This window comes from Caulobacter sp. P1_D6 (genome assembly GCF_056406095.1).
Window position 1 is genome coordinate 27,953 of sequence record NZ_JBFUAW010000023.1, and the last position, 23,819, is coordinate 51,771.

A 23,819-nucleotide genomic window follows, 5' to 3' on the forward strand; every position below is an offset into this window, starting at 1 on the left:
AGACCTAGCGCCGAACGCGGTTCGGCAATATTTCGAACGGATAGGCCCTCCGTTCTGGATTGCGAAACGATGCGACATGTCGATCTGCGGCGGGCGGCGATGTTCCACGCGGTGGCGGCGGCGGGCGGCATCGCCGCGGCCAGCCCGCGCCTGGGCAAGTCGCCGCCGGCCATCCATCACGACCTTAAGGCCTTCGAGCGCGAGATCGGCCGGCCGCTGTTCGAGCGGGTGGGGCGAGGCCTGCGCCTGACCGCCGCCGGCCAGGCCCTGTTCGAAGCCGTCGGCCGGGCTTTGGACGAGGTGGAGCGCACCCGCGAGCGGCTGAGTCGCGCCGACCCGGCCCTGCGGCCGCTGCGCCTGGCCGTGGTCTCGGCCTTCGGACGCTATCGCCTGGCGCCTCGGCTCTATGCGGGACTGCCGGCGGATCGCCCGATCGAGCTGCTGTTCGGCTCGCACGAGACGGTGCTGCAGGCCGTGTCGACCGGGGCCGTCGACCTGGGCGTCACCTACCGGCCGGTCGTCGCCGCGCCGGTGCAGTCGACGCCGATCGCTCGCGAGGAACTGGTGCTGGCCGCCCCCGTCGGGATGGAGGTCCCGCAGGACCTGGCCGCCCTCTCGCGCACCGCCTTCGCCACCTACGACGAATACGAGTTCGTGTTCGGGCACTGGTTCGAGACGGTGTTCGGCGCCCAGCCGGAGGCCTTGCGGCGGCTGGACCACGCCGGCGAGATCGAGGAGGCGATGGAAAGCTGCGCCGCTGGGCGCGGGGCGATCATCGCGCCGCTCGACCTGGTCCGCTCTGCCTGCTGGATTGATCGGGTGCGGATCGTCCGCCCCGCCGGGCGGCCTCCGTGCTTCAACGCCCTGCACCTGCTGGGGCTTGGCGCGGCGCTGGCTTCGCTGGATGCTGACACGATCCGGTCCATGCTCGCCGAGACTGGCGAGGGGGAGGAACCATGACGCATCCAATCGACGATATCGAACGGCGCGCGCTGTTGGCGGGCGGGCTGGCCCTGGCGGCCGTCGCCGCGCCGTCGCTGACCCAGGCCAAGGAGGAGAAGACCCCAATGGACAAGGGAATGTACGGACTGATCGGCCAGATGAAGGCCGCGCCCGGTAAGCGGGACGAACTGGTCGCCATCCTTTCGGAGAGCACCGAGGGCATGCCCGGTTGCCTCAGCTACATCGTCGCCAAGGACTCGGCCGACGCCGACGCCCTGTGGATCACCGAGGTCTGGACCGACAAGGACAGCCACGCCGGCTCGCTGAAACTGCCGTCCGTCCAGGCCGCCATCGCCAAGGCCCGCCCGATTATCGCCGGCTTCGGCCACCGCTTCGAGACGGCGCCGGTCGGGGGCGTGGGTCTGGCCAAAGCCTAAAGAAAAAGGCCCGCGGATCGCTCCGCGGGCCTCGTCCTTCGTCCTAAGCGGTTAAGCTTAGCACTTGTAGTACATGTCGAATTCGACCGGGTGCGGGTGCAGGGTCAAGCGCATGACCTCTTCCATCTTCAGCTCGATGTAGCTGTCGATGAAGTCGTCATCCATGACACCGCCGGCCTTCAGGAAGGCGCGGTCCTTGTCGAGGTTCTCGAGAGCCTCGCGGAGCGAGCCGCAGACTTCCGGGATCTTCTTCTGCTCGCGGGGCGGCAGGTCGTACAGGTTCTTGTCGGCGGCCGCGCCCGGATCGATCTTGTTGTTGATGCCGTCCAGGCCGGCCATCAGCAGGGCCACGAAGGTCAGGTACGGGTTGCCCATCGGGTCGGGGAAGCGAGCCTCGATGCGCTTGGCCTTCGGCGAGTCGACGTGCGGGATGCGGATCGAGGCCGAGCGGTTACGTGACGAGTAGGCCAGCTTCACCGGGGCTTCGTAGCCCGGCACCAGGCGCTTGTACGAGTTCGTCGTGGAGTTCGAGAACGCGTTGATCGCCTTGGCGTGCTTGATGATGCCGCCGATGTACCACAGGCACATGTCCGACAGGCCGGCGTACTTGTCGCCGGCGAACAGCGGCTTGCCGTCCTGCCAGATCGACTGGTGCACGTGCATGCCCGAGCCGTTGTCGCCGAACATCGGCTTGGCCATGAAGGTGGCCGACTTGCCGTAGGCGTGGGCCACGTTGTGGATCACGTACTTGTAGAGCTGCATGCGGTCGGCCATCACGACCATGGTGTCGAACTTCAGGCCGAGTTCGTGCTGGGCGGGCGCCACTTCGTGGTGGTGCTTTTCCGGCTTCATGCCCAGCTCGCCCATGACGGCCAGCATTTCGCCGCGCAGGTCCTGAGCCGAGTCGATCGGGTTGACCGGGAAGTAGCCGCCCTTCGGACCCGGGCGGTGGCCCATGTTGCCTTCCGGATATTCCTTGGCCGAGTTGCCCGGCAGTTCGACGGAGTCGAACGAGTAGCCGGTGTTGTTCGACGAGGTGTTCCAGCGAACGTCGTCGAAGATGAAGAACTCGGCTTCCGGGCCGAAGAACACGGTGTCGCCGATGCCCGACGACTTGACGTAGGCCAGGGCGTTCTTGGCGATCGAGCGCGGGTCGCGGTTGTAGGGGGTGCCCGTGTCGGGGTTCACCACGTCGCAGAACAGCGCCAGGGTGGTCTGCTGGTAGAACGGATCGATGATCGCGGTCGTCAGGTCCGGACGCAGCTTCATGTCCGACTCGTTGATGGCCTTCCAGCCCGAGATCGACGAGCCGTCGAACATAGTGCCGTCGTTGAGGAAGTCGTCATCGACCAGATCGATGTCGAAGGTGACGTGCTGCAGCTTGCCGCGCACGTCGGTGAAACGAACGTCGACGTACTTGACGTCCTTTTCCTTGATCAGATCCAGGATTTGCTTGGCGGTGCTCATCGTTATCCCCTTTGAGCGTTAAGCGGTTTTCGGCGCGGCCTAGACGGCGGACGGGCCGGTTTCTCCGGTGCGGATGCGGACGACTTCCGTGATCTCGGACACGAAAATCTTGCCGTCGCCTATGCGGCCCGTGCGGGCGGCGTTGGTGATGGCTTCGAGCGCGGGTTCCAACTGGCTGTCTTCGACCACGACTTCGACTTTGATCTTGGGGAGAAAGTCGACGACGTACTCGGCGCCGCGATAGAGCTCGGTATGGCCCTTCTGGCGGCCATAGCCCTTGGCTTCCAGCACGGTCATGCCCTGCACGCCCATGTCCTGGAGCGCCTCTTTGACCTCATCCAGCTTGAACGGCTTGATGACGGCTTCGATCTTTTTCATCAGACTTCTTTCACGCCCAAACGGCGCGGGCGCCGCTGACAGAGCGGCACGGAGCACGCCGGCCTGTCGGCTCACAAGCGCGGTGAAGCGCTTTATGGGGCGAGTTCCGTCGAGTTTCGCTCATTGATGATTATTTGTGCACGTAAAGCATCAAAACTGATCAGCGCGTGTTTGGTCGGCCAAACCGTCCCGTGGACATCGATTGTCGACCATGGATCGCCAAAACGGCGGTTTTGTCGGCGAAGAACTGGACGCAAGGCGCATCCTCCGCGACTGGATCGCGTTGGCGGTGTTTCGGCGGGATGGCCAAAAATGCGCCGTCGATTCGAAAACTGCTGAAGATTGCGGCGGAATCCGCAGTGGGCGAGGCGATAAGGTCGAGGTTTGTTTTTGCGCATTCGCACGTTCCGATGGCGAAGCGCGCCCGGTCTGACGCCGGAAGCGTTAGAACGAAACCCGGCGTCGCGGGCGACGCTGGGAAGATCTTGCGGGGATGGGAAAGTCGATGAGCCGTATTCACATGATCCGTCACGGCCGACCTGCCTCGACCTGGGGCGACGCGGATCAGGATCCTGGGCTGGACGAGGTCGGCGCCGAACAGGCGCGGGCCGTGGCGGGCGTTCTGCTGGCCTTGCCCGAGAACGAGCGCCCGTCCCGGGTGGTGAGCTCGCCCCTGCGGCGCTGCCGGGAGACCGCTCAGCCGCTGGCCGACGCCCTGGGCGTGAGCGTGGAGATCGATTCCCGGGTCGGCGAGATCCCGACGCCGGCAACCCTCCACGCCGAGGCGCGCCCCGGCTGGTTGCGCGCGGCCTTCCAGGGACGGTGGAGCGACATACGGGGCGATCTCGACTACGCGGCCTGGACTCGGCAGGTCGCCGAGGGCGTGGCCTCGCATCCTGGCGCGGCGGTGTTCAGCCATTTCGTGGCCCTGAACGCGACGGTGTCGGTGGCGACGGGCGGCGAGGCGGTGGCGGCGTTCCGGCCCGACCATGTCTCGGTGACGGTGTTCGATCTGGTCGACGGCGACCTGATCCTGGTCGACAAAGGACGCGAGGCCTCCACTCAGGTCCTGTAGAGAAGAGGAGCCGCCGTGCCGCGCGAGATCATGACCGTCGCCGAGATGACCGCGGCGGACCGCGCGGCCGCCGAGGCGGGAGCTCCCACCACCATCCTGATGGAGCGGGCAGGCCAGGCCGTGGCCGACGTCATTCGCGAACGCTATGCGCGTTGTTCCATGGTGGTCTGGTGCGGTCCCGGCGACAACGGCGGCGACGGCTATGTCATCGCTCGGCATTTGAAGCGTCGCGGCTGGCCCGTGCGGGTCGAGGCGCTGGCCCCGCCTGTCAGCCAGGCGGCGCAGTGGGCGGCCGGGCGCTGGAGGGGCGAGACCGGACCGCTGGTTTCACAGCCCGGCTCGGCGTCGCTCTATATCGACTGCCTGTTCGGCGCGGGCCTGTCGCGACCCTTGGAAGGCGAGGCCGATCGCCTGGCGCGGGTCATGCCGGGCGCGGCGCGGATCGTCGCCGTCGACGTGCCCAGCGGGATTGTCGGCGACACAGGACGGCCGCTCGGCGAGCGGGCCTTGAAGGCGGAGCTGACGGTCACCTTCCATCGCCGCAAGCCCGCTCACGTGCTGGCCCAGGGGCGGGCGGCCTGCGGCGAGGTGGTGGTCGCCGACATCGGCTTGCAGGAGACCGGGCAGGGGCGTCTGTTCGAGAACGATCCCGGCCTGTGGGCCCAGCGGTTCCCCTGGCCGGCGGTCGACGCCCACAAGCACGCCCGGGGGCGGATGATGGCGGTCAGCGGTGAAGCCTGGAACACCGGGGCGGTCCGGCTGGCGGCGCGGGGAGCGTTGCGGATCGGCGCGGGCGTGGTGACGGTGCTCTCGCCGCCCAACGCCCTGGCCGTCAACGCCGCCCACCTGGAGGCGGTGATGCTGGCGCCGTTCGAAAGCGAGTACGACCTGCAGACCCGCGCGGCGACGGCGGACGCGGTGGTGATCGGACCGGCGGCGGGGGTGGGGGAGGCGACGATGCGTCATGTCTTCGCCCTGGCTCGCAACGGCGCGGCCCTTGTGGTCGACGCCGACGCCCTGACCAGCTTCGCCGAAGATCCGGGCGCGCTGTTTTCGGCGCTCGACCGCGACGACGTGCTGACCCCGCATCCCGGCGAGTTCGAGCGGATCTTCCCCGGCTTGCTGACCGCTTCGCCCGAACGGATCACGGCGGCGCGGGAAGCCGCGCGACGGGCGGGGGCGGTGGTGCTGCTGAAGGGGTCGGACACGGTGGTCGCTTCGCCCGACGGACGGGCGGCGGTCAGCCTGAACGGCGCGCCCTGGCTGGCGACGGCCGGCGCGGGCGACGTGCTGGCCGGGTTCATCGCCGGCCTGATCGCCCAGGGCATGGAAAGTTTCGAGGCGGCGTGCGCGGCGGCCTGGATCCACGCGGAAGCGGGGGCGGCCCATGGACCGGGCCTGATCGCCGAGGATCTGCCGGACCTTGCGCCGGCGGTGTTGGGAAAGCTGTGGCGCGACCGCGCCTAGTTGCTTTGACGGATCAGAACGACCTGGGTCGGGACGCCCTCGTCGAACAGGGTGTGGCTGATGGCCAGCGCCGTCTGGAAGGTTCGTTCCTCGACGGTGTCGATGAACAGGACCCGGGCGCGGTGCCTGACCGTCCAGCCCTTATCGCCTTCGACGACTTCGATGGTTTCCATGGTGCACGCTCACGCAACGGAACTCAGACGCAAACCCGTCCGAGGCCAGATTGTTCCGTGTCGATTTCAGGAGGGGAAACACCGGCCCAGGCGTCAGTCGGGGGGGCATGGCCTGGGCCGGTGTAAATCCGGGGCGTTGTTGAACAACCGCGGACATCTGCATAACCGGCCGCGCGGGAAGTTGTTCCCTGGGGTTGAAAGAAATAATCGCATGCCGCGAGCGGGGCGTTGGTCCCCCGGCAAACCTGCCTGGATCGCCTGGCGACTTGCCAAGCCGGCCGGGCGTGTCTAACCCGCTGTCCGCGCATCGTGCGGATGTGGCGAAACTGGTAGACGCACTAGATTTAGGTTCTAGCGCCGAGAGGCGTGGAGGTTCGAGTCCTCTCATCCGCACCACTTCGCCGGGCTCTCGCCCGGCGGGGCGCACGTCTTCATCGGGACTTTCGTCCCATGAGGGCGCCAATGCCCTTGGATGGTCGCCAAACGCGTGACATAAGGGCGCTCTTTCGCCGCCCCGGTGACGTGGGCGGCTTTGATGTTTTGACCCCTGGGGCGGACGACGGGCGCGAACGCCCGAAGAGCCGAGAAGCTAAGAATGTCGATGCAGATCGTTGAAAAGTCGGGCGAAGGCCTCAGCCGCGTTTATGGCGTGACGGTGCCCGCGAGTGAACTCGCCACGCGTCTCGAAGCCCGGATCGCCGAGGTCGCGCCCCAGATGAACGTCAAGGGCTTCCGCCCTGGCAAGGTGCCGACCGCGCACGTTCGCCGCCTCTACGGCAAGGCCCTGATGGGCGAAGTCATCGAGGCGACGCTGAACGAAGGCGCTCAGAAGGTGCTGGAAGACAACAAGCTGCGCCCCGCCGGCCAGCCGGACCTGAAGCCGTCGTCCGACATGGACAAGGTGCTCGCCGGCGGCGAGGACCTGGCCTTCGAACTGGCCGTGGAAGTGATGCCGGACTTCGAGCCGATCGACCCCGCGTCGATCGAGCTGATCAAGCCGGTCTACAAGGTCTCGGACGCCGAAGTCGGCGAAGCCCTGGCCGACCTGGCCAAGCAGGCCCGCACCTATGAGCCGCGCACGGGCAAGTCCCTGAAGGCCAAGGACGGGGACCAACTCCTGATCGACTTCGTCGGCACCATCGACGGCGTGGCCTTCGACGGCGGCACCGCCACCGACGCCGAGCTGACCCTGGGTTCGGGCCAGTTCATCCCGGGCTTCGAAGCCCAGCTGGTCGGCGCCAAGCCGGGCGACGAAGTGACCGTGAAGGTCGCGTTCCCGGCCGACTACCAAGCCGCCAGCCTGGCCGGCAAGGACGCCGAGTTCGCCACCACCGTCAAGGAAGTGCGCGCCCCGGTCGACGCCGAGCCCGACGACGAGCTGGCCAAGCGCCTGGGTCTGACCGACCTGGCCGCCCTGAAGGACCTGCTGAAGTCGAACCTGGAAGGCCGCTACAGCAACAGCTCGCGCTTCAAGCTGAAGCGCGCCCTGCTGGACATCCTGGACAGCAAGCACGACTTCGCTCTGCCGCCGCGCATGGTCGACGCCGAGTTCGCCGGCATCTGGCAACAGGTCCAGGCCGACAAGACCCAAGGCGGCCTGCCGCCCGAGGACGAAGGCAAGACCGAAGACCAGCTGAAGGACGAGTACAAGAAGATCGCCGAGCGCCGCGTGCGCCTGGGTCTGGTGCTCGCCGAGATCGGCCGCAAGAACGACGTGGCCGTGACCGAGCAGGAACTGGCCGACGCCATGATGCGCGAAGCCCGCCAGTACGGCGCGCAAGCCCAGCAGGTGTTCGACATGTACCGCCAGCGCGCCGACCTGCAGGCCGCCCTGCGCGCCCCGATCTACGAAGACAAGGTCGTCGACCTGATCTTCGGCAAGGCCAAGATCGAGGAAAAGGAAGTCTCTAAGGAAGAGCTGATGGAAGAAGACGATCTTCCGGAAGGCTACGGCGGCTAAGGCCGGCTTCCTCGAACAAAATCAGGGCGCGGTCCGCGAGGGTCGCGCCCTTTTTCATGGCTCGCGCTTCGGCCCGGCTCCTTGCAACCTGTTAAGCGCCACGCGATATGCGTTGGCGACGGCGCGCGGGGGCTGATTCGCTCGCGCCGCCCAGACACAATGAAAAGGGCGATCCCTATGTATGATCCGATGGCGACGGCGATGAACCTCGTGCCGATGGTGGTCGAACAGACCAGCCGCGGCGAGCGGGCGTTCGACATCTTCTCCCGTCTGTTGAAAGAGCGGATCATCTTCCTGACCGGCCCCGTCGAAGACGGGATGGCCAGCCTGATCTGCGCCCAGCTGCTCTTCCTGGAGTCCGAGAACCCCAAGAAGGAAATCGCCATGTACATCAACTCGCCGGGCGGCGTGGTGACGGCCGGCCTGGCGATCTACGACACCATGCAATACATCAAGAGCCCGGTCTCGACGGTGTGCATGGGCATGGCGGCCTCGATGGGCTCGCTGCTGCTGCAAGCCGGCGCCCCCGGTCAGCGCATCGCGCTGCCGAACGCCCGCATCATGGTCCACCAGCCGTCGGGCGGCTTCCGCGGCCAGGCCTCGGACATCGAGCGCCACGCCGAGGACATCATCAAGACCAAGCGCCGCTTGAACGAGATCTACGTCAAGCACACCGGCCGCACCTATGAGGAAGTCGAAAAGACCCTCGACCGCGACCACTTCATGAGCGCCGAGGAAGCCAAGGCCTGGGGTCTGATCGACCACATCAACGAAAGCCGCGACGACGCCTCGGACGAGAAGGCCTAAGCGCCTCTAGCTCGAGAGAAACTGGAAAAGCCGTCGGCCGCGAGGTCGGCGGCTTTTTCATTTCGGAGAACTTTGGTTTGTATTCTGGCTTGGTCGCGTGCGAACTGCGCGCTCGGGGGATGCAAGTCATGGCCTTCAGGTCCAGCCGGCACGCGGCGATCGCCGTGTCCAGTTTCGTCGCGGCGCTGTCCACGCCGATCGCGGCTCACGCGCAGTGCGACCCGTCGGTGTGCGCCAACCCTTCGGCCTACCAGAACCTGCCGACCACGCTCGCGCCCCGGACCTTTTCGACGCTGAAGGCCGCCAAGGCCTATTGCCGGTCGGAGCCGATCGTCTGGCGGGCCACAGCCGGCGGGAAGATCTACGCCGCCAACGCCAAGGGCTACGGCAAGATCAAGCCGGGCTTCTACATGTGCAAGTCGCACGCCCAGACCGTGGCGCGGATCGAAGCCGAGAGCGGCCAGAAGCCGCGCTAGCCGAGCGCAACGCGCTGGCGGCGAGGCTTTGGCTTGAGTAGGTTCCAGGCTTTCCGAAGCGGGGGCGCCGGTGAGCTGGCTCGAGATCGGCGCGACGATACTGACCTTGGTGAGCGTGTTCCTTACCGTGCACCTGAAGAAGGCGCTCTATCCGGTCGGCCTGGTCGCCACAGCGCTGTTCTTCTGGGTGTTCTGGAGCGCCAAGCTCTACGCCAGCGCCGGACTGCAGATCTATTTCACCGCCATCCAGGTCTATGGCTGGTGGTTCTGGACGCGGGGAGATCGCGGCCGGGAGCCGCCGATCGGCGATTGGTCCTGGGGGCGGGTAGGGCTGGTCCTGCTGGCCGCCGCCGTCCCCAGCGTCTCGATCTCCTGGCTGCTGGCGCGGCTGACCAACGCCAGCTCGCCCTATCTGGACATGGCGATCTTCACGCTCAGCGTCCTGGCCCAGTTCCTGCTGGACCGGAAGCAGATCAAGCACTGGGCGGTGTGGGGCGCGGTCAACCTGCTGTCGATCTACGTCTATGCCGGCCAGGCGCTGTGGTGGACGACCGCGCTCTACGGCCTGCTGTTCGTCAATGTCTTCTACGGCGCCTGGACCTGGCGACGCGCGAGATCGGGCCAGGCGCTCGTCGCGGCGAGCGCCGGATGAGCTTCCTGGCCAAGCCCGCCCGGGGCTTCCTGCTGGGCAAGTTCATGCCGCCGCACCAGGGGCATGTGTTCCTGGCGGATTTCGCCCGCGCCTATTGCGAGCGGCTGACCATCCTCGTCTGCTCGCTGCCGGACGACCCCATCCCGGGCGCGTTGCGCTGGACCTGGATGAAGGAGCTGTTTCCGGATTGCCGGGTGCTGTGGTGCGAGGAGGACCTGCCGCAGGAGCCGGCCGACCATCCCGAGTTCTGGGACATCTGGCGCGACGTGGTGCGGCGCTACGCCGGCGAGGTCGACGTGGTTTTCGCGTCGGAGGACTACGGTCATCGCCTCGCCGCCGAGGTTGGCGCGCGCTTCGTGCCGGTGGACGGCGCCCGCCTGGCAAGACCGGTGTCGGGCACGGCGGTGCGCGCCGATCCGTTCGCCCAATGGGACTTCCTGCCCCAGCCCGTGCGGCCCTATTTCGTCAGGCGGGTCTGTCTGTTCGGTCCGGAATCGACCGGCAAGAGCACCCTGGCGAGGCGGCTCGGCGAGCGCTTCGGCGCGGTGGTGGTCCCAGAATACGGCCGCATCTACACCGAGGCGTTCGGCGCCAGCGTCCAGGCGCTCGACATCCAGCGGATCGTCCAGGGGCACCTGGCGGCCGTGGCGGCGGCCAAGCGCCAGACCCGGCGGATCCTGATCGAGGACACCGATCCGGTCTTGTCAGCCGTTTGGGCCACGATGCTGGAAACCGGTCTGGACCCATGGTTCGAAACCTTCGACGACCATGCCGACCTCTATCTGCTGTGCGACGTGAGCGTTCCTTGGGCCGACGACGGCTCGCGATACTTTCCGCGAGAGGCCGACCGCCGTCGCTTCTTCGAGGCCTGCGAGGCCGAACTGCGCAAGCGCGGCGTTCGCTACGTGACGGTTTCGGGGGCCGATTGGGCGGACCGCGAGGCTCAGGCCGTGCGGGCGATCACCCAGGCCTATCCGGGTCTCGAGCCATCGGCCTGATCAGCCCGGCTTGCCCCGGAAGATGCGGTAGCCCTTCTCCTGGGCGATGGCCAGCATCTCGCGGTCGCCGGAGGTGTCGCCGTAGGCGGCGGCCAGCGACAAATCGTCGCCGAAGACTTCCTTCAGGCGGGTCACCTTCTCGGCGCCCCGGCAGTTGGCGCCCAGCAGGGGGCCCAGCACCTTGTCGTCGGCGCTGATCATCAGCTTCGAGCCGATCAACAGGTCGGCGCCCAGGCCGCGGGCGAACGGCGCGACCACCACGTCGGGCGAGGCGGTGACGATCACCAGCTTGGCGCCCTTGGCCCGCCAGCGCCGCCAGACGGCCAGGGCGTCGGGGCGGAAGAGCTTGGGGGCTTCGGACTGGGCGAAGGCGCGGGCCTCGCGCTCCAGCTGCTCCAGGGGCACGCCGCGCAGGAATTCGCGGACGGCCGCCGCCTTGATCTTGCCGCGGTTGCGATCGAACACATAGGCCACGGCGGCGGGGAACAGGCGCACCATGCCCATGAAATGCCGCGCGGGGCTGACCCGCCATTTCAGGAAGGCCGTGAAGCTGTCGCGAACCGTCAGGGTGCCGTCGAAATCGAAGGCGACCAGGGGCGGGCCCTCGTGCAGGTCTCCCGTCATCGGCGTCGAAGCCGACAGGCCCTTGGCCATCAGGGAGGAACGGGCCATCAGTGAACGTTTCGCCATTCGTCTCCGCGCTCGCGCGCCCCGCAACCGAGCCCGTCTTGCATCACGATTCCGCTTTTACCGCTAAGCTCTTCGCGGATTTCGAGGCGCCCGCGCCGGGCCGCCCGACGGAGCGAACGACCATCGGCTTGCGTTGAGGGTCTGGAACGCCATCTTAGAGAAGAATTCCATGAAACCGTACGCATCATCCACGAACTTGGGGGCTGTAAATCGGCTCCAAGGCTTGTGCCGTGCGTCCGGATCGGGGAATGTCAAGGATTAGACAACTCCCGGCGGATATCCTGCTGCCTCGGTGGCGGGATAGGCGCTAAGGAGTCGGTGGTTTCGGCTTCGGCCTGGACCGCCCTAGCGTGAGAAGCGACCATGACGAAAGCCGCGAGCGGCGACACCAAGAGCACCCTCTACTGTTCTTTCTGCGGAAAGAGCCAGCATGAGGTGCGCAAGCTCATCGCCGGCCCGACGGTGTTCATCTGCGATGAATGCGTCGAACTCTGCATGGATATCATCCGTGAAGAGCACAAGATCGCCTTCGTGAAGTCCAAGGACGGCGTGCCCACGCCGCGCGAGATCTGCGAAGTCCTGGACGATTACGTGATTGGGCAAAATCACGCCAAGAAGGTGCTCGCGGTCGCGGTGCACAATCACTACAAGCGCCTGAACCACGCCTCGAAGAACAACGACGTCGAGCTGGCCAAGTCGAACATCCTGCTGGTCGGTCCGACCGGCACGGGTAAGACCCTGCTGGCCCAGACGCTGGCCCGAATCATCGACGTGCCGTTCACGATGGCCGACGCCACCACCCTGACCGAAGCCGGTTATGTGGGCGAAGACGTCGAGAACATCGTGCTCAAGCTGCTGCAAGCCGCCGACTACAACGTCGAGCGCGCCCAGCGCGGCATCGTCTATATCGACGAAATCGACAAGATCAGCCGCAAGTCCGACAACCCGTCGATCACCCGCGACGTGTCGGGCGAAGGCGTGCAGCAGGCCCTGCTGAAGATCATGGAAGGCACCGTCGCCTCCGTGCCGCCGCAAGGCGGGCGCAAGCATCCGCAGCAGGAGTTCCTGCAGGTCGACACCACGAACATCCTGTTCATCTGCGGCGGGGCCTTCGCGGGCCTGGAGCGCATCATCTCGGCGCGCGGCCAGGGCAAGTCGATCGGCTTCGGCGCCAAGGTGGCGGATCCGGAAGAGCGTCGCACGGGCGAGATCCTGCGCGGCGTCGAGCCCGACGACCTGCAGCGCTTCGGCCTGATCCCGGAATTCATCGGCCGCCTGCCGGTGATCGCCACCCTGGAGGACCTCGACGAGGCCGCCCTGGTGAAGATCCTGACCGAGCCGAAGAACGCCTTCGTCAAACAGTACCAGCGCCTGTTCGAGATGGAGAACATCGGCCTGACCTTCACCGACGACGCCCTGCACGGCGTCGCCAAGAAGGCCATCGCCCGCAAGACCGGCGCGCGCGGCCTGCGTTCGATCATGGAAGGCATCCTGCTGGAGACCATGTTCGAACTGCCCAACTACGAGGGCGTCGAGGAAGTGGTGGTCAACGCCGAGGTCGTCGAAGGCCGGGCCCAGCCGCTGCTGATCTACGCCGAGAAGAAGGGCGGGGCCGCTTCGGCCTAAACCTCTTCGGCTAGGCTTGTGAAATTGGGCGCGTCCGGCTTGGCCGGGCGCGCCCTTTTCATCACACCGGCCCGGATCCTGTTGTGACGCTGGGCGCGAACGCCGCCCGTGGAAACCTCGGTCGCGGCAGGACTTAGGCGTCGCCGACCGCGCGCCAGCAAGGATCGTGCATGGTGGAGCCGGGCAGGGGGCATGGACATTGCACCTTGGCCACTCGGCCGCGACCCGTCGCCGCTACCAGGCGAGTGCGCTTGAACCGTGTTGCAAAAGGTCCACATAAATAACGAACATCCGCTCAGTCCCGAGCGGACGGGTCGCACGACTCAGGCGCATCGTCTGGGTGACGGCGGCCCGCGTGGCCGAGCGCGAGTGCAACGCGCCGGCCAGGAGTAGAAAGCATCATGTCTGAGATTCGTACGCTTCCTGTGCTGCCCCTGCGGGATATCGTTGTGTTCCCGCATATGGTGGTCCCGTTGTTCGTCGGGCGTGACAAGTCCGTTCGCGCCCTCGAAGAGGTGATGCGCGGCGGCAAGGAGATCCTTCTGGTCACCCAGAAGAACTCGGCCGACGACGATCCGGCGCCGACCGACATCTACGATGTCGGCGTGCTGGCCACCGTCCTGCAACTGCTGAAGCTGCCCGACGGCACCGTGAAGGTGCTGGTCGAGGGCAAGGGCCGCGCGGCCGTCGTGCGCTTCACCGACCAGGAGGCCTATTACGAGGCCCAGGTCGGCGAGGTGAACGAGGACCAGGGCGTCGGCCCCGAGGCCGAGGCGCTGTCGCGCGCCGTCGTCGAGCAGTTCGAGAACTACGTCAAACTGAACAAGAAGGTGCCGCCCGAGGCCCTGGCCTCGATCCCGCAGATCGCCGAGCCCGGCAAGCTGGCCGACAGCATCTCGGCCCACCTGTCGGTCAAGATCGGCGACAAGCAGCACCTGCTGGAAATCTTCGACGTCGTGAAGCGCCTGGAGAAGGTCTTCGCCCTGATGGAGGGCGAGATCTCGGTGCTGCAGGTCGAGAAGAAGATCCGCTCGCGCGTGAAGCGCCAGATGGAGAAGACCCAGCGCGAGTACTATCTGAACGAGCAGATGAAGGCGATCCAGCGCGAGCTGGGCGACCCCGACGATCAGCGCGACGAACTGATCGAGCTCGAAAAGCGCATCAAGAAGACCAAGCTTTCCAAGGAAGCCCGGGCCAAGGCCGAGGGCGAACTGAAGAAGCTGCGCAACATGAGCCCGATGTCGGCCGAGAGCACCGTGGTCCGGAACTATCTGGACTGGATGCTGTCGATCCCGTGGGGCAAGGCCAAGACCAAGAAGATCGACCTGGTCGAGGCTGAAGGCATCCTCGAGGAGGACCACTACGGCCTGGAGAAGGTCAAGGAGCGCATCCTTGAGTACCTGGCCGTGCAGGCGCGCACCGGCTCCCTGAAGGGCCCGATCCTGTGCCTGGTCGGCCCTCCGGGCGTCGGCAAGACTTCGCTGGGCCGCTCGCTGGCCAAGGCGACCGGTCGCGAATTCGCCCGCATCTCGCTGGGCGGCGTGCGCGACGAGGCCGAGATCCGCGGTCACCGTCGGACCTATATCGGCTCGATGCCCGGCAAGATCATCCAGACCATGAAGAAGGCGAAGACCACCAACGCCTTCGTCCTGCTGGACGAGATCGACAAGATGGGCAGCGACTATCGCGGCGACCCGTCCTCGGCCCTGCTGGAAGTGCTGGACCCGGCCCAGAACTCGACCTTCGGCGACCACTATCTGGAAGTCGACTACGACCTGAGCCAGGTGATGTTCGTCACCACGGCCAACAGCCTCAACATGCCCCAGCCGCTGCTGGACCGCATGGAGATCATCCGCATCCCCGGCTACACCGAGGACGAGAAGCTGGAGATCGCCAAGCGCCACGTGCTGCCCAAGCTGATGAAGGACCACGGCCTGAAGACGACCGAGTTCGTGGTGCCCGAAAAGGCGATCCGCGACCTGATCCGCTACTACACCCGGGAAGCCGGCGTGCGGTCGCTGGAGCGGGAACTGGGCGCCCTGGCCCGCAAGACCGTCCGCGATCTGGCCCGTGAAAAAGTCGCCTCGATCACGATCGACGACGAGCGCCTGGCCAAGTACGCGGGCGTCCAGAAGTACCGCTACGGCGAGACCGACGAGATCGACCAGGTCGGCATCGTCACCGGTCTGGCCTGGACCGAGTTCGGCGGCGACATCCTGACCATCGAAGCCGTGAAGATGCCGGGCAAGGGCCGCATGACGGTCACCGGCAACCTCAAGGAAGTGATGAAGGAGTCGATCTCGGCGGCCCAGTCCTACGTCCGCTCGCGGGCCCTGCACTTCGGCGTCAAGCCGCCGGTGTTCGAGAAGACCGACGTGCACATCCACGTGCCGGACGGCGCGACCCCCAAGGACGGCCCGTCGGCCGGCGCCGCCATGGCCGTGGCTATGGTCTCGGTGCTGACCGGCATCCCGATCCGCAAGGAAATCGCCATGACCGGCGAGATCACCCTGCGTGGCCGGGTCACCGCGATCGGCGGCCTGAAGGAGAAGTTGCTAGCCGCCCTGCGCTCCGGCGTGAAGACGGTTCTGATCCCTCAGGAGAACGAGAAGGATCTGGCCGACGTCCCGCAAAGCGTGAAGGACGGTCTGGAAATCATCCCCGTCTCGACGGTCGACGAAGTGCTCAAGCACGCCCTCACGGGCCCGCTGACGCCCGTCGAGTGGAGTGAAGAGGATGAGCCGATTGCTGCAACTGCGAAGGTTGAAGACGGCGACAGCGACGCTGTTCTGACCCACTAGCAGTAACTTATCGTGGATAACTTAGGCGGCGCGGAGATTTTCCGCGCCGCCTTCGTTTGACGAGCCGTCTTAACCCCGCATACTCCCGGTCGAGCGAAGCGGCGTGAGCTGTAGCCAGCGCCGCCGCTTTCATGCTGGGAGAAGAACATGACCACAAAGGCCGAACTCGTCACGGCGATCGCCGAAAAGGCGGGCATCAACAAGAACCAGGCTAAGGACGCTCTCGAGGCTTTCATCGACGCCGTCACCAGCTCGCTGAAATCGGGCGAGGACGTACGTCTGGTCGGCTTTGGCACCTTCAAGGCCGTCGCTCGCGCCGCGGGCACCGCGCGCAACCCGCGCACCGGCGAGACCGTGAACCGTCCGGCGTCCAAGACCGCCCGGTTCCAGGTCGGCGAAGGTCTGAAGACCACGCTGAACGGCTGATCCAGTAAACGGATTTCGAGGGCGGGCCGCCACGAGGCGTCCCGCCTTTTCTATGCAGGACTTTTCCGGGCGGACGGGGTATCTCCCACATCCTCGTCCGTCTTGGCTTCGTCCGCCTCGAACAGACTTGCCCGAAAGGGCCTGGGGGCGGTTAGCTCAGCGGTAGAGCGTCTCGTTTACACCGAGAGGGTCGGGGGTTCGATCCCCTCACCGCCCACCATATACCATAAGGGTTTTCTGGAATCTGGCAACTGTTACTACCCAGATTGCTACCCAGAAACCCAGTTATTCCTCTCGCCTCCGGCCGCCAGAAGCCCGGCGTGCGTTGGCTTGGTAGTCCGGCCGATGGTGGCCATAGTTGTCCTCCAGCATCTTCGGGCTCATGCCAAGATAGGCGGCGGCTTCCCAACTATCGGCCCCGCCCTCCATCAGCCACGTCGCGGCGGTGTGGCGCAGCCAGTGAGGCGTGATCACGCCAGGCAAGCCAGCGTCCGCCACGCACCCGGCAAAGCCAGTCCTAGGCCGCCCTGCGATCGGATTGCCGGCGAAGTGCATCACGGTCGTGATTCGGAATTCCTCGTAGGGTGCCTTGTCACCACGGCGGGCGCGGTCCTCGCGCTCAGCGTCCTGGATGGCCTTTTCGAGCCGCAGGTCCAGGGCCCGCCAGCGGCGCATATGGGCCAGCAGCCGGGCAGGGATGCGGACCACAGGGCGGCGCTTGTTGGCGCGCTCCTTTTCGGCCTTTCCCTTGCGGTAGATCATCCCCTTGTCGAGATCGACCCAGGCCTGGTCCGCCGACTCGGTCCAGAGCAGCGACGTGATCACCTTCGACCGCGTCCCGGTGTAGAAGCCGATCAGCAGGAACCGGCGAAGGTGTAGGCGATTGGTGCGCGTAGTCTTGTGCGGCGCCAGCCATGGGCCGTCAGCCTGACGCTTGAAACCCATGGCGGCCTTGAGGAGTCGGGCGGCCTGGTGGCGCGTGAGGGCGTCTCGCTGGCTCTCGGGCTTCGGCGGCAGCCACACCTCCGGCCGCGCCGTCAGGGTATGCTCGCCGTGCCAGTAGCCAATAGCCGCCGATAGAACCTCCAGCTCGCGCCGCGCGGTCTGGTCCGAGACCATGCGCTGGTTGTCGTCGAGTCGAGCGGATCCGATCCGTTGCGCCGTGCGCCAGGCGATGTATTCCTTGCAGGTCGATCGGCGCACATCGGCGATCTTCTTGCCGGTCCACCACTCACCCAGCTTGCGGATGAACCCAGCCATGGTCTTGGCCTCGCTGAACAGCTCCGGCGCCCGCTCCATGGCGTAGACCCGCAGCACGTCCTCCAGGTCTACGCACGCAGGGTCGGAAGGGTTCGAAGCGGCAATCGCCCGGTCCTGCGCGGCCTTGGCGTTGATGTAGTCCGCGAGCGCTCGCTCAGCGTCCTGCAGGCGGTCTCCAGGGAAACCGGTGGATCGCTCGGTAGAGCCGTCGCGGATGACCCAGACGTCGGGGAGCTGTTTGCCGCTGCGGCTGTCGGCTCGGCCCTGTCGGAGATAAAGGCGGGCGCCCTTGGCTTTGCGGGACATGTGGCGGGCCTAAACAGCGCCCGAACCTGGGCAGGGGTGACGAAGAACTTGCCGGCGACCTGGGCGGGCGTCAGGCGGCCCTTGCGGATTTCCGTGCGTAGCATGGGCAGCGTGACCGGGAGCACCTGGCCGAGGATCGCCGCGGCCTCTTCCAGCCGCATGGGATCGTCGTCGGCCCAGTCCTCCGGACGAGGTCGAGCACCGACGCGCGTGAGGATGCTAGCCCCCATCTCACGCCTCCTGCTGGGACTTGGTGAGGGCTCGATAGGCGTCTCGGGCTGACGTAATCGTCCACGCGGCGTCGTGACCGGCCCCGTCATCGATCGGCCTTTTCGTGGCCTCTGGCCCTGTCAAAACGCGGTGGCCGTCGATTTTGTAGGCGTCAGGAACGTTGGCCATGATGGCGTCGAAAAGACCAGCCTTCGCCTCCAGCGCCGCTATCCGCTCTCTGGGGTCTTGGTGGGCCGGAACTTCGATCATCGGCCAGGCTTCGTCGTTCAGCGGACAGCGTGGCGAATGCGCCCCCTTCCAGCGGCACGTCGTGCACACAGCATCACCGTCTCGGATCACCTCCACGCTCGCGGCCTTGGCTTCGTCCTGGCGGGCGGCGTTCATCAGCATGTCCAACTCCGCGTCGGTGATCGCGTAGAGGCCGCTTACTGTAGTGCTGGAGGATTGGGCGAAACGCTCGACCAAGGCCCGGTTCTTCTCGCTCAGCATGGGGTCAGGTCTCCTTGGTGGGGGCGAGGGCGACCATGGCCGCTTCAAGGGTGTCGGCGTGGCGCGCGTCCATCCGCTTGCGTTCAGCCGACCAATCCGGCGTTAGCGGCCTGGCCGAGCGGGCGCGGTAGATCTGCGCGAGGTGGCGAAGGTCGGCGAGTTGTTCGGCGCTCATGTCTCCGCCTCCTGCTGGGCGAGGGCCGCGCGGCCTGCGTCGGTGATCTCGTATCCGCCATGGACGTAGGACGAGAACATCCCATCGGCGACATGTCGGCTCATGCGGGCGTGCCACGAGGCGCGCTGAAGGCCTCCCCAAGATGGGTGAGGCGTCAGCACCCCGAGACGGTTATCGGCCGCTTGGCGAAGGTCGCGGATGGTCGCCTTAGTCAGCTTCCCCGCGCTACCAGCTATCGCCACCGTCGCCTCCATCGAACGAGCCGTCCAGGGTGGCGACCTCGGTATGGTGGCCGCCAAGGTCCGTGCCGCCGTAGCGCAACGACCCTGAACCTGCGCCGCCGAAGATGGTCAGGCCGAGACGCTTGGCTTCCTTGGCCGCGCGGGAAATGCGGTTCGCGATGGACGCGACGGCCTTCGGGTCGAGGCCGTACTCGGCACACTTTTCCTCGTCGACCATCTACTCGCTCCCAGCTTTGGCAGGGGCTGTAGGGTGAAGGGCGGCGGTGAGGGCGGTGAGCGCGTGGCCGAAGCGGTTGTTCGGCCCCATGTACCGCCGCGACTTGTCGGCGAGCCATTCCATGACTTGGCTCTCGGTGTAGTCCAGCCACTCCACCCGTGCGAGCTTGGGGGTTGATGGGGATAGGAGGGCGGCGCGCTTGATGGATTTGTCGATCCGCTCCAACCGCGATTGGAGCCGCTGAACCAGAAGCGCGGGCTCCGGCATGACGCCGTCTACCGAGCGAACCGTACTCAGGTAGGCGTAGGCCTCGGCGATCACGGCCGTCGTGCGCTCCGGCTCCGGGTAGGTCCATTCCTCTACCCGCGCCTGAGCTTCAGCCGGGACGGATAGTGCCGCAACGAGGTCGCCACGACACTCAAGGATCGCCTCGGCTTCGGCGTGGGTCAGCACCCTTGCGCATTGCAAACGCGGGTCATCGGGATCGGTGAACGGCCGCTCGAACACGTCCGCCAGATCGTGGAGCGCCACAGGCTCAGGCTCTCCTGTCTGCGAACGGGAAGTTGGGGCCTCCCGGGAACCTTCACCCTCTACCTGTGCGGCGACTTTCTCAGTGCCGGTGTCAGGCGTTGTCGATGCGGGCGCGCGAGCGATGTCGAACAAGTCGCCCAACAGATCGTCCAGGCGGTCAAGGCGCTGATTGCCGGTCTTGGCCTCCCAATCGCAGTCCTGCTCTTCGTCCCAGGACCCCGACAAAACGAGGTTCATGCGGTCGGCGCACAGCTTCAGGCGTGTCGCGAGCGCAGCCGTCGCATCCACGGCAGGTTCATCCCGCGAGCCGCTGCCCGACCGGCCAAGCCCACCAGAGGAACCCTGGTCTTGCTCTCCTGTCTGCCTGGCAAGGATGGCGTCGGCCTCGGCTAGGGCAATCCGCCTGACATACTCAAAGCAGGTCTCGTCACCCAGGCCGGGGAGTTCCCCAAAGCTGTCGATCCAGGCGCTATCCGCCAACCGGTGATCGATAATCCGCGCGATCTCTTCCCGTTCGTTCTCAGGCTTGGCCATTAGAGGGCTCCTCGTGGTCTTGGCGTTCGTAAGCGCGCTCGGCCTCGTCGCCTTCTTCGATGCATTTTTCGCAGAACAGCTCGCCGGTCTGGTCTTGATGGTCGCGAACTTGCGGGTCGAAGAAATCAACCTCGCCGCCGCAGTTGTCGCATTGCAGGTGATTAGCCATCACCCTTCCCCCTCTAGAGCCGACCCGGTAGGGGGTTGGGTTGGGGCGGCGAGACATTCGCTCAGAGCGTATCGCTTGGCGCACGGCACAGGAGCCTCGCTTGGGTGGCAGGTGCAGGGCCTGTCCTCGGTTGGCGCGACGAACTCGACCGAGAGGGTGGTTAAGGGCGAAACAGACGTCCAGTCGCCCGCCAGATACCGACCAAGGGGCGTTCCGTCTTCGGAGCGGACCCGAAGCGATCCATCTCGCGCGACGTGCGCGTAGGCTCCGACAGCCGTCAGGACGTCGTCGCAGTGGTTGGCGCGAGTGACGCGGAAGCTGGTCATTCCAGCGCAAGGGAAAGGTGTCGCCATCCCTCAGCCCTCCCTCGACCCGGTATCAGGACGAGCGACGAGCCAGCGGATGCGTTCAGCGGTCGTCATGGCGAGATCGCCGGGGTCGCCGCTGCCGTCGCGGTTGGACGGAACGCCCAGTTCGTTGAGCAGGACGCAGGCTTCCGCGAGTTCGGTGTTCATGACGATTTCCTTGGGGTTTGAGGTATCAGGACGAGCCTTGGAGAGGGCTACGCGGGCGAGTTCGCGCATGAAGTCGCGCTCTCCGTTGGACCCGTAGCAAGCGGCGTAGGACATCTCCATCCCGGCCGCGCCCTCGTCGTTGAGCCAGTATTTCCCTGTCGCTGGGAACTCACCGAACCAGCGCTCGATACGCTCCAACGCCGTCACCAACTCCCCAACGAGGGCTTCGGCAGTGGTGGCGCGGGCCAGGGCATCCCGGCGCTCATTGGCCAGCATGGAGATCGCCGCGTTGTCGTCGCGAACCTCGCCCTTGAGGTCGTCCACCTCGGTCTCTGCCGCTTGGAGGCGGGAGAGGATGGCGCGGATGTGGCTGGCCTTGAGCATGGCTTCGCGCTCGTCGCCAATGTGCAGGCCGTGGATGTCTTCCTTGTCGAGACCGCGCGAAAGGTCGAGCTGTTCGAGATACTTCTCGATTGCCGCCTTCGCAGCGCTCTCCAGGGTGGGGAGGTCTAGGGGTTGGTCAGTCATGGCGGGGTCCTTGGGGGCAGCACGCGCTGACCTTTCGCCGGCACAGCCGGTCACCAGGCGCGGAGCCTCGATCGAGGGGGTCATGCGGCGGCTCGCAGCATCTCGGCCTCAGCCGTCACGAGGGCGCGGCCGAGGACTTCCGGGACTTGCGGGACGACCGCGTTGCCGAGGCCATGCAGGCGGTCCACCCGAGCGGGAACCCCATGAGCCACTCGACCCACGTCGGGTTCAGCGAGCCACCCTGACCGCCCTCTGGAGATACGGCGGTCGGCAGCCGAACCTGTTGGTTCTTGGCTTTCCGCTCGGCTAGAGATTGCTGCGACCACTTGTTTCCGTCCGTCGCTGACGGTGTCGGCCAAAGTGAGCGGTTTACTGCCCGACCCAACTCGTTGCCGCTTGGTCCATTGCTTCGACCGTCCGCGCTGAACCCGTGCGGCGTCGGCCACATCTTGACCCAGCGATCTAGCGAGACGCTCTTGTTCGTCTCGAAGTTCAGTGTTTCCGACGAGGTGGATTTCCGCTCGATGTGGTCCGAAGCCGTCGGCGTCGGTATCGAATGCGTCGGCTTCGCCACCATTCCAAGCTGGAACGCCTTGCTCGGCAGCGGCGCGAGAAAGTTCCGTGGCGACCGCACGCCGGAACGCATCGCCGAAGCCTTGGTGTTGCTCGCCTCTGGGGTAGGCAACAATCCACACTCGGTCGCGCCGGTGAGGGGCGCCAACGGCGAAAGCTGGAATGCAATCCCACCAGAGATCATACCCGAGCGAGGCCAGGGCCCCGAGAACCTCTCCAAGTCCTCGACCAAGGAGCGCTGCGACGTTCTCCAGAACGAGGTAGCGGGGTCGCCGGCCGGCTCCGATAAGCTCGCGAACGAGTCTGACGATTTCCCAGAAGAGGCCCGAGCGAGCGCCCGCAAGCCCAGCCCCGGCGCCCGCATAGCTGAGGTCTTGGCAGGGGAAGCCACCGCAGACGACGTCGACAGCAATTCCATCTGAGGCCAGTCGCTCGGCGGTGAGGGTTTGGACGTCGTCATACTGTTGGACCTCGGGCCAGTGGTGGGCGAGCAGGTGGCGGCAGACGGTCGAGACCTCGCAGAAGGCGACCGTGACCAGGCCGGCGGCCTCCAGGCCGAGGCTGAACCCGCCAATCCCGCTGAACAGGTCGAGGACCCGGAGCGCGCTCACGCCACCCTCCCGAACATGTCCGCCTGCGCCGGCTCCAGCCCGTCGAGCCACGCGTCGGCGCTGGGGATGACCAGGCCGTGCTCCATCCGGATCCAGTTCACCGCGCTCGCTATGGCCGAGGCCCTGGTCAGGTGCGGGCGTGACGTTGCGCGCCCGGAGCTGATCCCGCAGCCGTCTCTGGTGCGGGTGTCCAGGCCATACCTCCAGCCTTTGTCGGATTCAGATAGGCGGATGGTGATGGTCAGGGGGCCGGAGTGGTGGAGGGTTTCCATTAGACACCCACCTTCGAACGGGAGGAGAACGAGCGCTTGGGCCACGGGTCGGCGCGCTGGGCGATCTTCCGCGGCACAGCGGGCTTGTCGAAGTCGCGACCGTGGATCGGCCGGCCCTTGGCGATCTTCCGCGAGGGCTTGGTGGCGAGGACAGGCTGCGGCGTCGGGACCGCGCTAACCAACAGATGGCCGGTTTCGATCAGCCAGCGCATGGTCGCCCGGTGCGCGCGTTCCCAGAGTTCGGTGCGGATCTCGCGGGACTCGTTGCCCTGGTCGATCCGGCCATGGCAGGTCCAGCAGACGAAACCGATCGCGGCGTCGCTGGCCTTGAGGCTTGCGCCCTTGCCGTCGCGCTGCTGATTGCTGTGGGCGCTGACGACCTGGCCCTCGTTGTGGGCGCCGCAGAGCATGCAGTGGGGAGCCTTGGAGGCCAGGCTGAGTAGGGCGGGGTTGCGGTAGGTCATCCGACCCTCCCCATCGCGCGCATATCACTCTGCTGGGTCCGCCAGGCGTCGATGACGGCCACGGCGGCTTCACGGCGGTCGCGCTCGCGGTAGTAGTTCTCGGCGACCAGCTTGTAGTCGGCCAGGGCCCGCTCGTACTCGGGCGAGGTGAGAGCGGCGGCGGCTCGCTCGCCGACGGTCTTGCCCTCGGCGCGCAACTCGGCGCGCGCCAGCGTGACCTTCAGTTGCTTCTCGGCGAACTCGTACCCAGCGCGAGCCGTGGCGTGGGCGCCGGACTTGAGAAGGTCAAAGGAGTGCTGGACGTGATCGTCGGGGATGCGGATCATG

The 23,819-nt window shown here is 66.3% G+C and carries 28 protein-coding genes and 2 tRNA genes; 15 read left to right on the forward strand and 15 right to left on the reverse strand.

Translation table 11 applies throughout. The annotated features are described in order from the left end of the window. Positions 1-69 precede the first annotated feature (69 nt). Positions 70-960 carry a LysR family transcriptional regulator gene (locus tag AC1DYP_RS14180; protein WP_477046860.1) on the forward strand — a complete coding sequence of 297 codons (891 nt, stop codon included), beginning with the start codon at positions 70-72 and terminating at the stop codon, positions 958-960. Beyond that, positions 957-1,379, forward strand: coding sequence for a putative quinol monooxygenase (locus AC1DYP_RS14185; RefSeq protein ID WP_477034033.1), 423 nt, complete (start codon positions 957-959; stop codon positions 1,377-1,379). Before AC1DYP_RS14180 ends, AC1DYP_RS14185 begins: the two co-directional genes overlap by 4 nt. Before the next feature lie 57 nt (positions 1,380-1,436). Here AC1DYP_RS14185 and glnA read toward each other — a convergent pair whose 3' ends face one another. After that, positions 1,437-2,846 carry a type I glutamate--ammonia ligase gene (glnA, locus tag AC1DYP_RS14190; RefSeq protein ID WP_477046861.1) on the reverse strand — a complete coding sequence of 470 codons (1,410 nt, stop codon included), beginning with the start codon at positions 2,844-2,846 and terminating at the stop codon, positions 1,437-1,439. Positions 2,847-2,885: 39 nt separating this feature from the next. Further along, positions 2,886-3,224 (reverse strand): P-II family nitrogen regulator, encoded by a 339-nt coding sequence (locus AC1DYP_RS14195; RefSeq protein ID WP_035089775.1) that lies wholly within the window; start codon positions 3,222-3,224, stop codon positions 2,886-2,888. Positions 3,225-3,435: 211 nt separating this feature from the next. Between AC1DYP_RS14195 and AC1DYP_RS14200 the strand changes: the two genes are divergently transcribed. The 3 genes from AC1DYP_RS14200 to AC1DYP_RS14210 all read left to right on the forward strand — a co-directional run bounded on the left by AC1DYP_RS14200 (position 3,436) and on the right by AC1DYP_RS14210 (position 5,766). Beyond that, positions 3,436-3,657 carry a hypothetical protein gene (locus AC1DYP_RS14200; RefSeq protein WP_477046862.1) on the forward strand — a complete coding sequence of 74 codons (222 nt, stop codon included), beginning with the start codon at positions 3,436-3,438 and terminating at the stop codon, positions 3,655-3,657. A gap of 72 nt (positions 3,658-3,729) precedes the next feature. Next, positions 3,730-4,299, forward strand: coding sequence for a histidine phosphatase family protein (locus tag AC1DYP_RS14205; RefSeq protein ID WP_477046863.1), 570 nt, complete (start codon positions 3,730-3,732; stop codon positions 4,297-4,299). A gap of 15 nt (positions 4,300-4,314) precedes the next feature. Next, on the forward strand, positions 4,315-5,766 hold the full coding sequence (locus AC1DYP_RS14210; protein ID WP_477046864.1) for an NAD(P)H-hydrate dehydratase: 1,452 nt from the start codon (positions 4,315-4,317) through the stop codon (positions 5,764-5,766). On the opposite strand, the gene AC1DYP_RS14215 is transcribed toward AC1DYP_RS14210, so the two are convergent. After that, positions 5,763-5,939, reverse strand: a complete 177-nt coding sequence (locus AC1DYP_RS14215; RefSeq protein WP_477046865.1) for a hypothetical protein — start codon at positions 5,937-5,939, stop codon at positions 5,763-5,765. The two genes, AC1DYP_RS14210 and AC1DYP_RS14215, sit on opposite strands and share 4 nt — an antisense overlap. A gap of 311 nt (positions 5,940-6,250) precedes the next feature. Between AC1DYP_RS14215 and AC1DYP_RS14220 the strand changes: the two genes are divergently transcribed. The 6 genes from AC1DYP_RS14220 (at position 6,251) to AC1DYP_RS14245 (ending at position 10,832) form a co-directional block, all read left to right on the forward strand. Beyond that, positions 6,251-6,335, forward strand: a tRNA-Leu gene (locus tag AC1DYP_RS14220). Positions 6,336-6,540: 205 nt separating this feature from the next. Then, the gene (gene tig, locus AC1DYP_RS14225; RefSeq protein ID WP_477046904.1) at positions 6,541-7,899 is read left to right on the forward strand and encodes a trigger factor; all 1,359 of its coding nucleotides are present in this window, start codon (positions 6,541-6,543) and stop codon (positions 7,897-7,899) included. 177 nt (positions 7,900-8,076) lie between these two features. After that, positions 8,077-8,706 (forward strand): ATP-dependent Clp protease proteolytic subunit, encoded by a 630-nt coding sequence (locus AC1DYP_RS14230; protein WP_477034026.1) that lies wholly within the window; start codon positions 8,077-8,079, stop codon positions 8,704-8,706. A gap of 128 nt (positions 8,707-8,834) precedes the next feature. Continuing rightward, a complete protein-coding gene (locus tag AC1DYP_RS14235; RefSeq protein WP_477046866.1) occupies positions 8,835-9,182 on the forward strand; it encodes a hypothetical protein in 348 nt (115 codons plus the stop codon). Between the two features lie 70 nt (positions 9,183-9,252). Then, positions 9,253-9,834, forward strand: a complete 582-nt coding sequence (gene pnuC, locus AC1DYP_RS14240) for a nicotinamide riboside transporter PnuC (protein ID WP_477046867.1) — start codon at positions 9,253-9,255, stop codon at positions 9,832-9,834. Then, positions 9,831-10,832, forward strand: a complete 1,002-nt coding sequence (locus AC1DYP_RS14245) for an AAA family ATPase (RefSeq protein WP_477046868.1) — start codon at positions 9,831-9,833, stop codon at positions 10,830-10,832. Before pnuC ends, AC1DYP_RS14245 begins: the two co-directional genes overlap by 4 nt. Here the strand turns inward: AC1DYP_RS14245 and AC1DYP_RS14250 are convergent, their stop codons facing one another. Then, positions 10,833-11,504 carry an HAD-IB family hydrolase gene (locus AC1DYP_RS14250; protein WP_477046869.1) on the reverse strand — a complete coding sequence of 224 codons (672 nt, stop codon included), beginning with the start codon at positions 11,502-11,504 and terminating at the stop codon, positions 10,833-10,835. Between the two features lie 381 nt (positions 11,505-11,885). Between AC1DYP_RS14250 and clpX the strand changes: the two genes are divergently transcribed. From clpX to AC1DYP_RS14270, 4 genes are all read left to right on the forward strand, one after another. Further along, positions 11,886-13,148, forward strand: coding sequence for an ATP-dependent Clp protease ATP-binding subunit ClpX (gene clpX, locus AC1DYP_RS14255; RefSeq protein WP_056750002.1), 1,263 nt, complete (start codon positions 11,886-11,888; stop codon positions 13,146-13,148). Positions 13,149-13,549: 401 nt separating this feature from the next. Then, entirely contained in the window at positions 13,550-15,949 is a 2,400-nt protein-coding gene (lon, locus tag AC1DYP_RS14260; protein ID WP_477046870.1) for an endopeptidase La, read from the forward strand. Between the two features lie 147 nt (positions 15,950-16,096). Next, a complete protein-coding gene (locus AC1DYP_RS14265; protein WP_028037652.1) occupies positions 16,097-16,375 on the forward strand; it encodes an HU family DNA-binding protein in 279 nt (92 codons plus the stop codon). A gap of 145 nt (positions 16,376-16,520) precedes the next feature. Beyond that, positions 16,521-16,595: transfer RNA gene (locus AC1DYP_RS14270), tRNA-Val, on the forward strand. A gap of 65 nt (positions 16,596-16,660) precedes the next feature. On the opposite strand, the gene AC1DYP_RS14275 is transcribed toward AC1DYP_RS14270, so the two are convergent. From AC1DYP_RS14275 to AC1DYP_RS14325, 11 genes are all read right to left on the reverse strand, one after another. After that, positions 16,661-17,941, reverse strand: a complete 1,281-nt coding sequence (locus tag AC1DYP_RS14275; protein ID WP_477046871.1) for a tyrosine-type recombinase/integrase — start codon at positions 17,939-17,941, stop codon at positions 16,661-16,663. 231 nt (positions 17,942-18,172) lie between these two features. Beyond that, on the reverse strand, positions 18,173-18,661 hold the full coding sequence (locus AC1DYP_RS14280) for a hypothetical protein (protein ID WP_477046872.1): 489 nt from the start codon (positions 18,659-18,661) through the stop codon (positions 18,173-18,175). A gap of 4 nt (positions 18,662-18,665) precedes the next feature. Next, positions 18,666-18,836: a hypothetical protein gene (locus AC1DYP_RS14285; RefSeq protein WP_477046873.1), complete on the reverse strand. Its 171-nt coding sequence runs from the start codon at positions 18,834-18,836 to the stop codon at positions 18,666-18,668. 225 nt (positions 18,837-19,061) lie between these two features. After that, positions 19,062-19,295 (reverse strand): hypothetical protein, encoded by a 234-nt coding sequence (locus tag AC1DYP_RS14290; RefSeq protein WP_477046874.1) that lies wholly within the window; start codon positions 19,293-19,295, stop codon positions 19,062-19,064. After that, positions 19,296-20,360 carry a hypothetical protein gene (locus AC1DYP_RS14295; RefSeq protein ID WP_477046875.1) on the reverse strand — a complete coding sequence of 355 codons (1,065 nt, stop codon included), beginning with the start codon at positions 20,358-20,360 and terminating at the stop codon, positions 19,296-19,298. It abuts the gene before it with no gap. After that, complete coding sequence (locus AC1DYP_RS14300) at positions 20,347-20,529, reverse strand: hypothetical protein (protein WP_477046876.1); 183 nt, start codon at positions 20,527-20,529, stop codon at positions 20,347-20,349. Before AC1DYP_RS14300 ends, AC1DYP_RS14295 begins: the two co-directional genes overlap by 14 nt. A gap of 356 nt (positions 20,530-20,885) precedes the next feature. Beyond that, positions 20,886-21,572: a hypothetical protein gene (locus AC1DYP_RS14305; RefSeq protein WP_477046877.1), complete on the reverse strand. Its 687-nt coding sequence runs from the start codon at positions 21,570-21,572 to the stop codon at positions 20,886-20,888. Positions 21,573-21,652: 80 nt separating this feature from the next. Beyond that, complete coding sequence (locus AC1DYP_RS14310; RefSeq protein ID WP_477046878.1) at positions 21,653-22,807, reverse strand: DNA cytosine methyltransferase; 1,155 nt, start codon at positions 22,805-22,807, stop codon at positions 21,653-21,655. Beyond that, positions 22,753-23,028 carry a hypothetical protein gene (locus AC1DYP_RS14315; RefSeq protein ID WP_477046905.1) on the reverse strand — a complete coding sequence of 92 codons (276 nt, stop codon included), beginning with the start codon at positions 23,026-23,028 and terminating at the stop codon, positions 22,753-22,755. Before AC1DYP_RS14315 ends, AC1DYP_RS14310 begins: the two co-directional genes overlap by 55 nt. Beyond that, positions 23,028-23,492 (reverse strand): hypothetical protein, encoded by a 465-nt coding sequence (locus AC1DYP_RS14320; protein WP_477046879.1) that lies wholly within the window; start codon positions 23,490-23,492, stop codon positions 23,028-23,030. Before AC1DYP_RS14320 ends, AC1DYP_RS14315 begins: the two co-directional genes overlap by 1 nt. After that, positions 23,489-23,818 (reverse strand): hypothetical protein, encoded by a 330-nt coding sequence (locus AC1DYP_RS14325; RefSeq protein WP_477046880.1) that lies wholly within the window; start codon positions 23,816-23,818, stop codon positions 23,489-23,491. Before AC1DYP_RS14325 ends, AC1DYP_RS14320 begins: the two co-directional genes overlap by 4 nt. Position 23,819 lies beyond the last annotated feature (1 nt).

Bases quoted from the DNA above. Each gene is read 5' to 3' on its own strand.
- lon (WP_477046870.1), top strand. From the start codon at position 13,550: ATGTCTGAGATTCGTACGCTTCCTGTGCTGCCCCTGCGGGATATCGTT.
- AC1DYP_RS14285 (WP_477046873.1), bottom strand. From the start codon at position 18,836: ATGAGCGCCGAACAACTCGCCGACCTTCGCCACCTCGCGCAGATCTAC.
- AC1DYP_RS14185 (WP_477034033.1), top strand. From the start codon at position 957: ATGACGCATCCAATCGACGATATCGAACGGCGCGCGCTGTTGGCGGGC.
- AC1DYP_RS14315 (WP_477046905.1), bottom strand. From the start codon at position 23,028: ATGGAAACCCTCCACCACTCCGGCCCCCTGACCATCACCATCCGCCTA.
- AC1DYP_RS14290 (WP_477046874.1), bottom strand. From the start codon at position 19,295: ATGGTCGACGAGGAAAAGTGTGCCGAGTACGGCCTCGACCCGAAGGCC.
- AC1DYP_RS14245 (WP_477046868.1), top strand. From the start codon at position 9,831: ATGAGCTTCCTGGCCAAGCCCGCCCGGGGCTTCCTGCTGGGCAAGTTC.
- AC1DYP_RS14180 (WP_477046860.1), top strand. From the start codon at position 70: ATGCGACATGTCGATCTGCGGCGGGCGGCGATGTTCCACGCGGTGGCG.
- AC1DYP_RS14205 (WP_477046863.1), top strand. From the start codon at position 3,730: ATGAGCCGTATTCACATGATCCGTCACGGCCGACCTGCCTCGACCTGG.
- AC1DYP_RS14230 (WP_477034026.1), top strand. From the start codon at position 8,077: ATGTATGATCCGATGGCGACGGCGATGAACCTCGTGCCGATGGTGGTC.
- AC1DYP_RS14300 (WP_477046876.1), bottom strand. From the start codon at position 20,529: ATGGCTAATCACCTGCAATGCGACAACTGCGGCGGCGAGGTTGATTTC.
- AC1DYP_RS14325 (WP_477046880.1), bottom strand. From the start codon at position 23,818: ATGATCCGCATCCCCGACGATCACGTCCAGCACTCCTTTGACCTTCTC.
- AC1DYP_RS14265 (WP_028037652.1), top strand. From the start codon at position 16,097: ATGACCACAAAGGCCGAACTCGTCACGGCGATCGCCGAAAAGGCGGGC.
- AC1DYP_RS14320 (WP_477046879.1), bottom strand. From the start codon at position 23,492: ATGACCTACCGCAACCCCGCCCTACTCAGCCTGGCCTCCAAGGCTCCC.
- tig (WP_477046904.1), top strand. From the start codon at position 6,541: ATGCAGATCGTTGAAAAGTCGGGCGAAGGCCTCAGCCGCGTTTATGGC.
- AC1DYP_RS14200 (WP_477046862.1), top strand. From the start codon at position 3,436: ATGGATCGCCAAAACGGCGGTTTTGTCGGCGAAGAACTGGACGCAAGG.
- AC1DYP_RS14215 (WP_477046865.1), bottom strand. From the start codon at position 5,939: ATGGAAACCATCGAAGTCGTCGAAGGCGATAAGGGCTGGACGGTCAGG.
- AC1DYP_RS14305 (WP_477046877.1), bottom strand. From the start codon at position 21,572: ATGACTGACCAACCCCTAGACCTCCCCACCCTGGAGAGCGCTGCGAAG.
- AC1DYP_RS14195 (WP_035089775.1), bottom strand. From the start codon at position 3,224: ATGAAAAAGATCGAAGCCGTCATCAAGCCGTTCAAGCTGGATGAGGTC.
- AC1DYP_RS14280 (WP_477046872.1), bottom strand. From the start codon at position 18,661: ATGCTGAGCGAGAAGAACCGGGCCTTGGTCGAGCGTTTCGCCCAATCC.
- AC1DYP_RS14235 (WP_477046866.1), top strand. From the start codon at position 8,835: ATGGCCTTCAGGTCCAGCCGGCACGCGGCGATCGCCGTGTCCAGTTTC.
- AC1DYP_RS14275 (WP_477046871.1), bottom strand. From the start codon at position 17,941: ATGTCCCGCAAAGCCAAGGGCGCCCGCCTTTATCTCCGACAGGGCCGA.
- glnA (WP_477046861.1), bottom strand. From the start codon at position 2,846: ATGAGCACCGCCAAGCAAATCCTGGATCTGATCAAGGAAAAGGACGTC.
- AC1DYP_RS14295 (WP_477046875.1), bottom strand. From the start codon at position 20,360: ATGGCCAAGCCTGAGAACGAACGGGAAGAGATCGCGCGGATTATCGAT.
- AC1DYP_RS14250 (WP_477046869.1), bottom strand. From the start codon at position 11,504: ATGGCCCGTTCCTCCCTGATGGCCAAGGGCCTGTCGGCTTCGACGCCG.
- clpX (WP_056750002.1), top strand. From the start codon at position 11,886: ATGACGAAAGCCGCGAGCGGCGACACCAAGAGCACCCTCTACTGTTCT.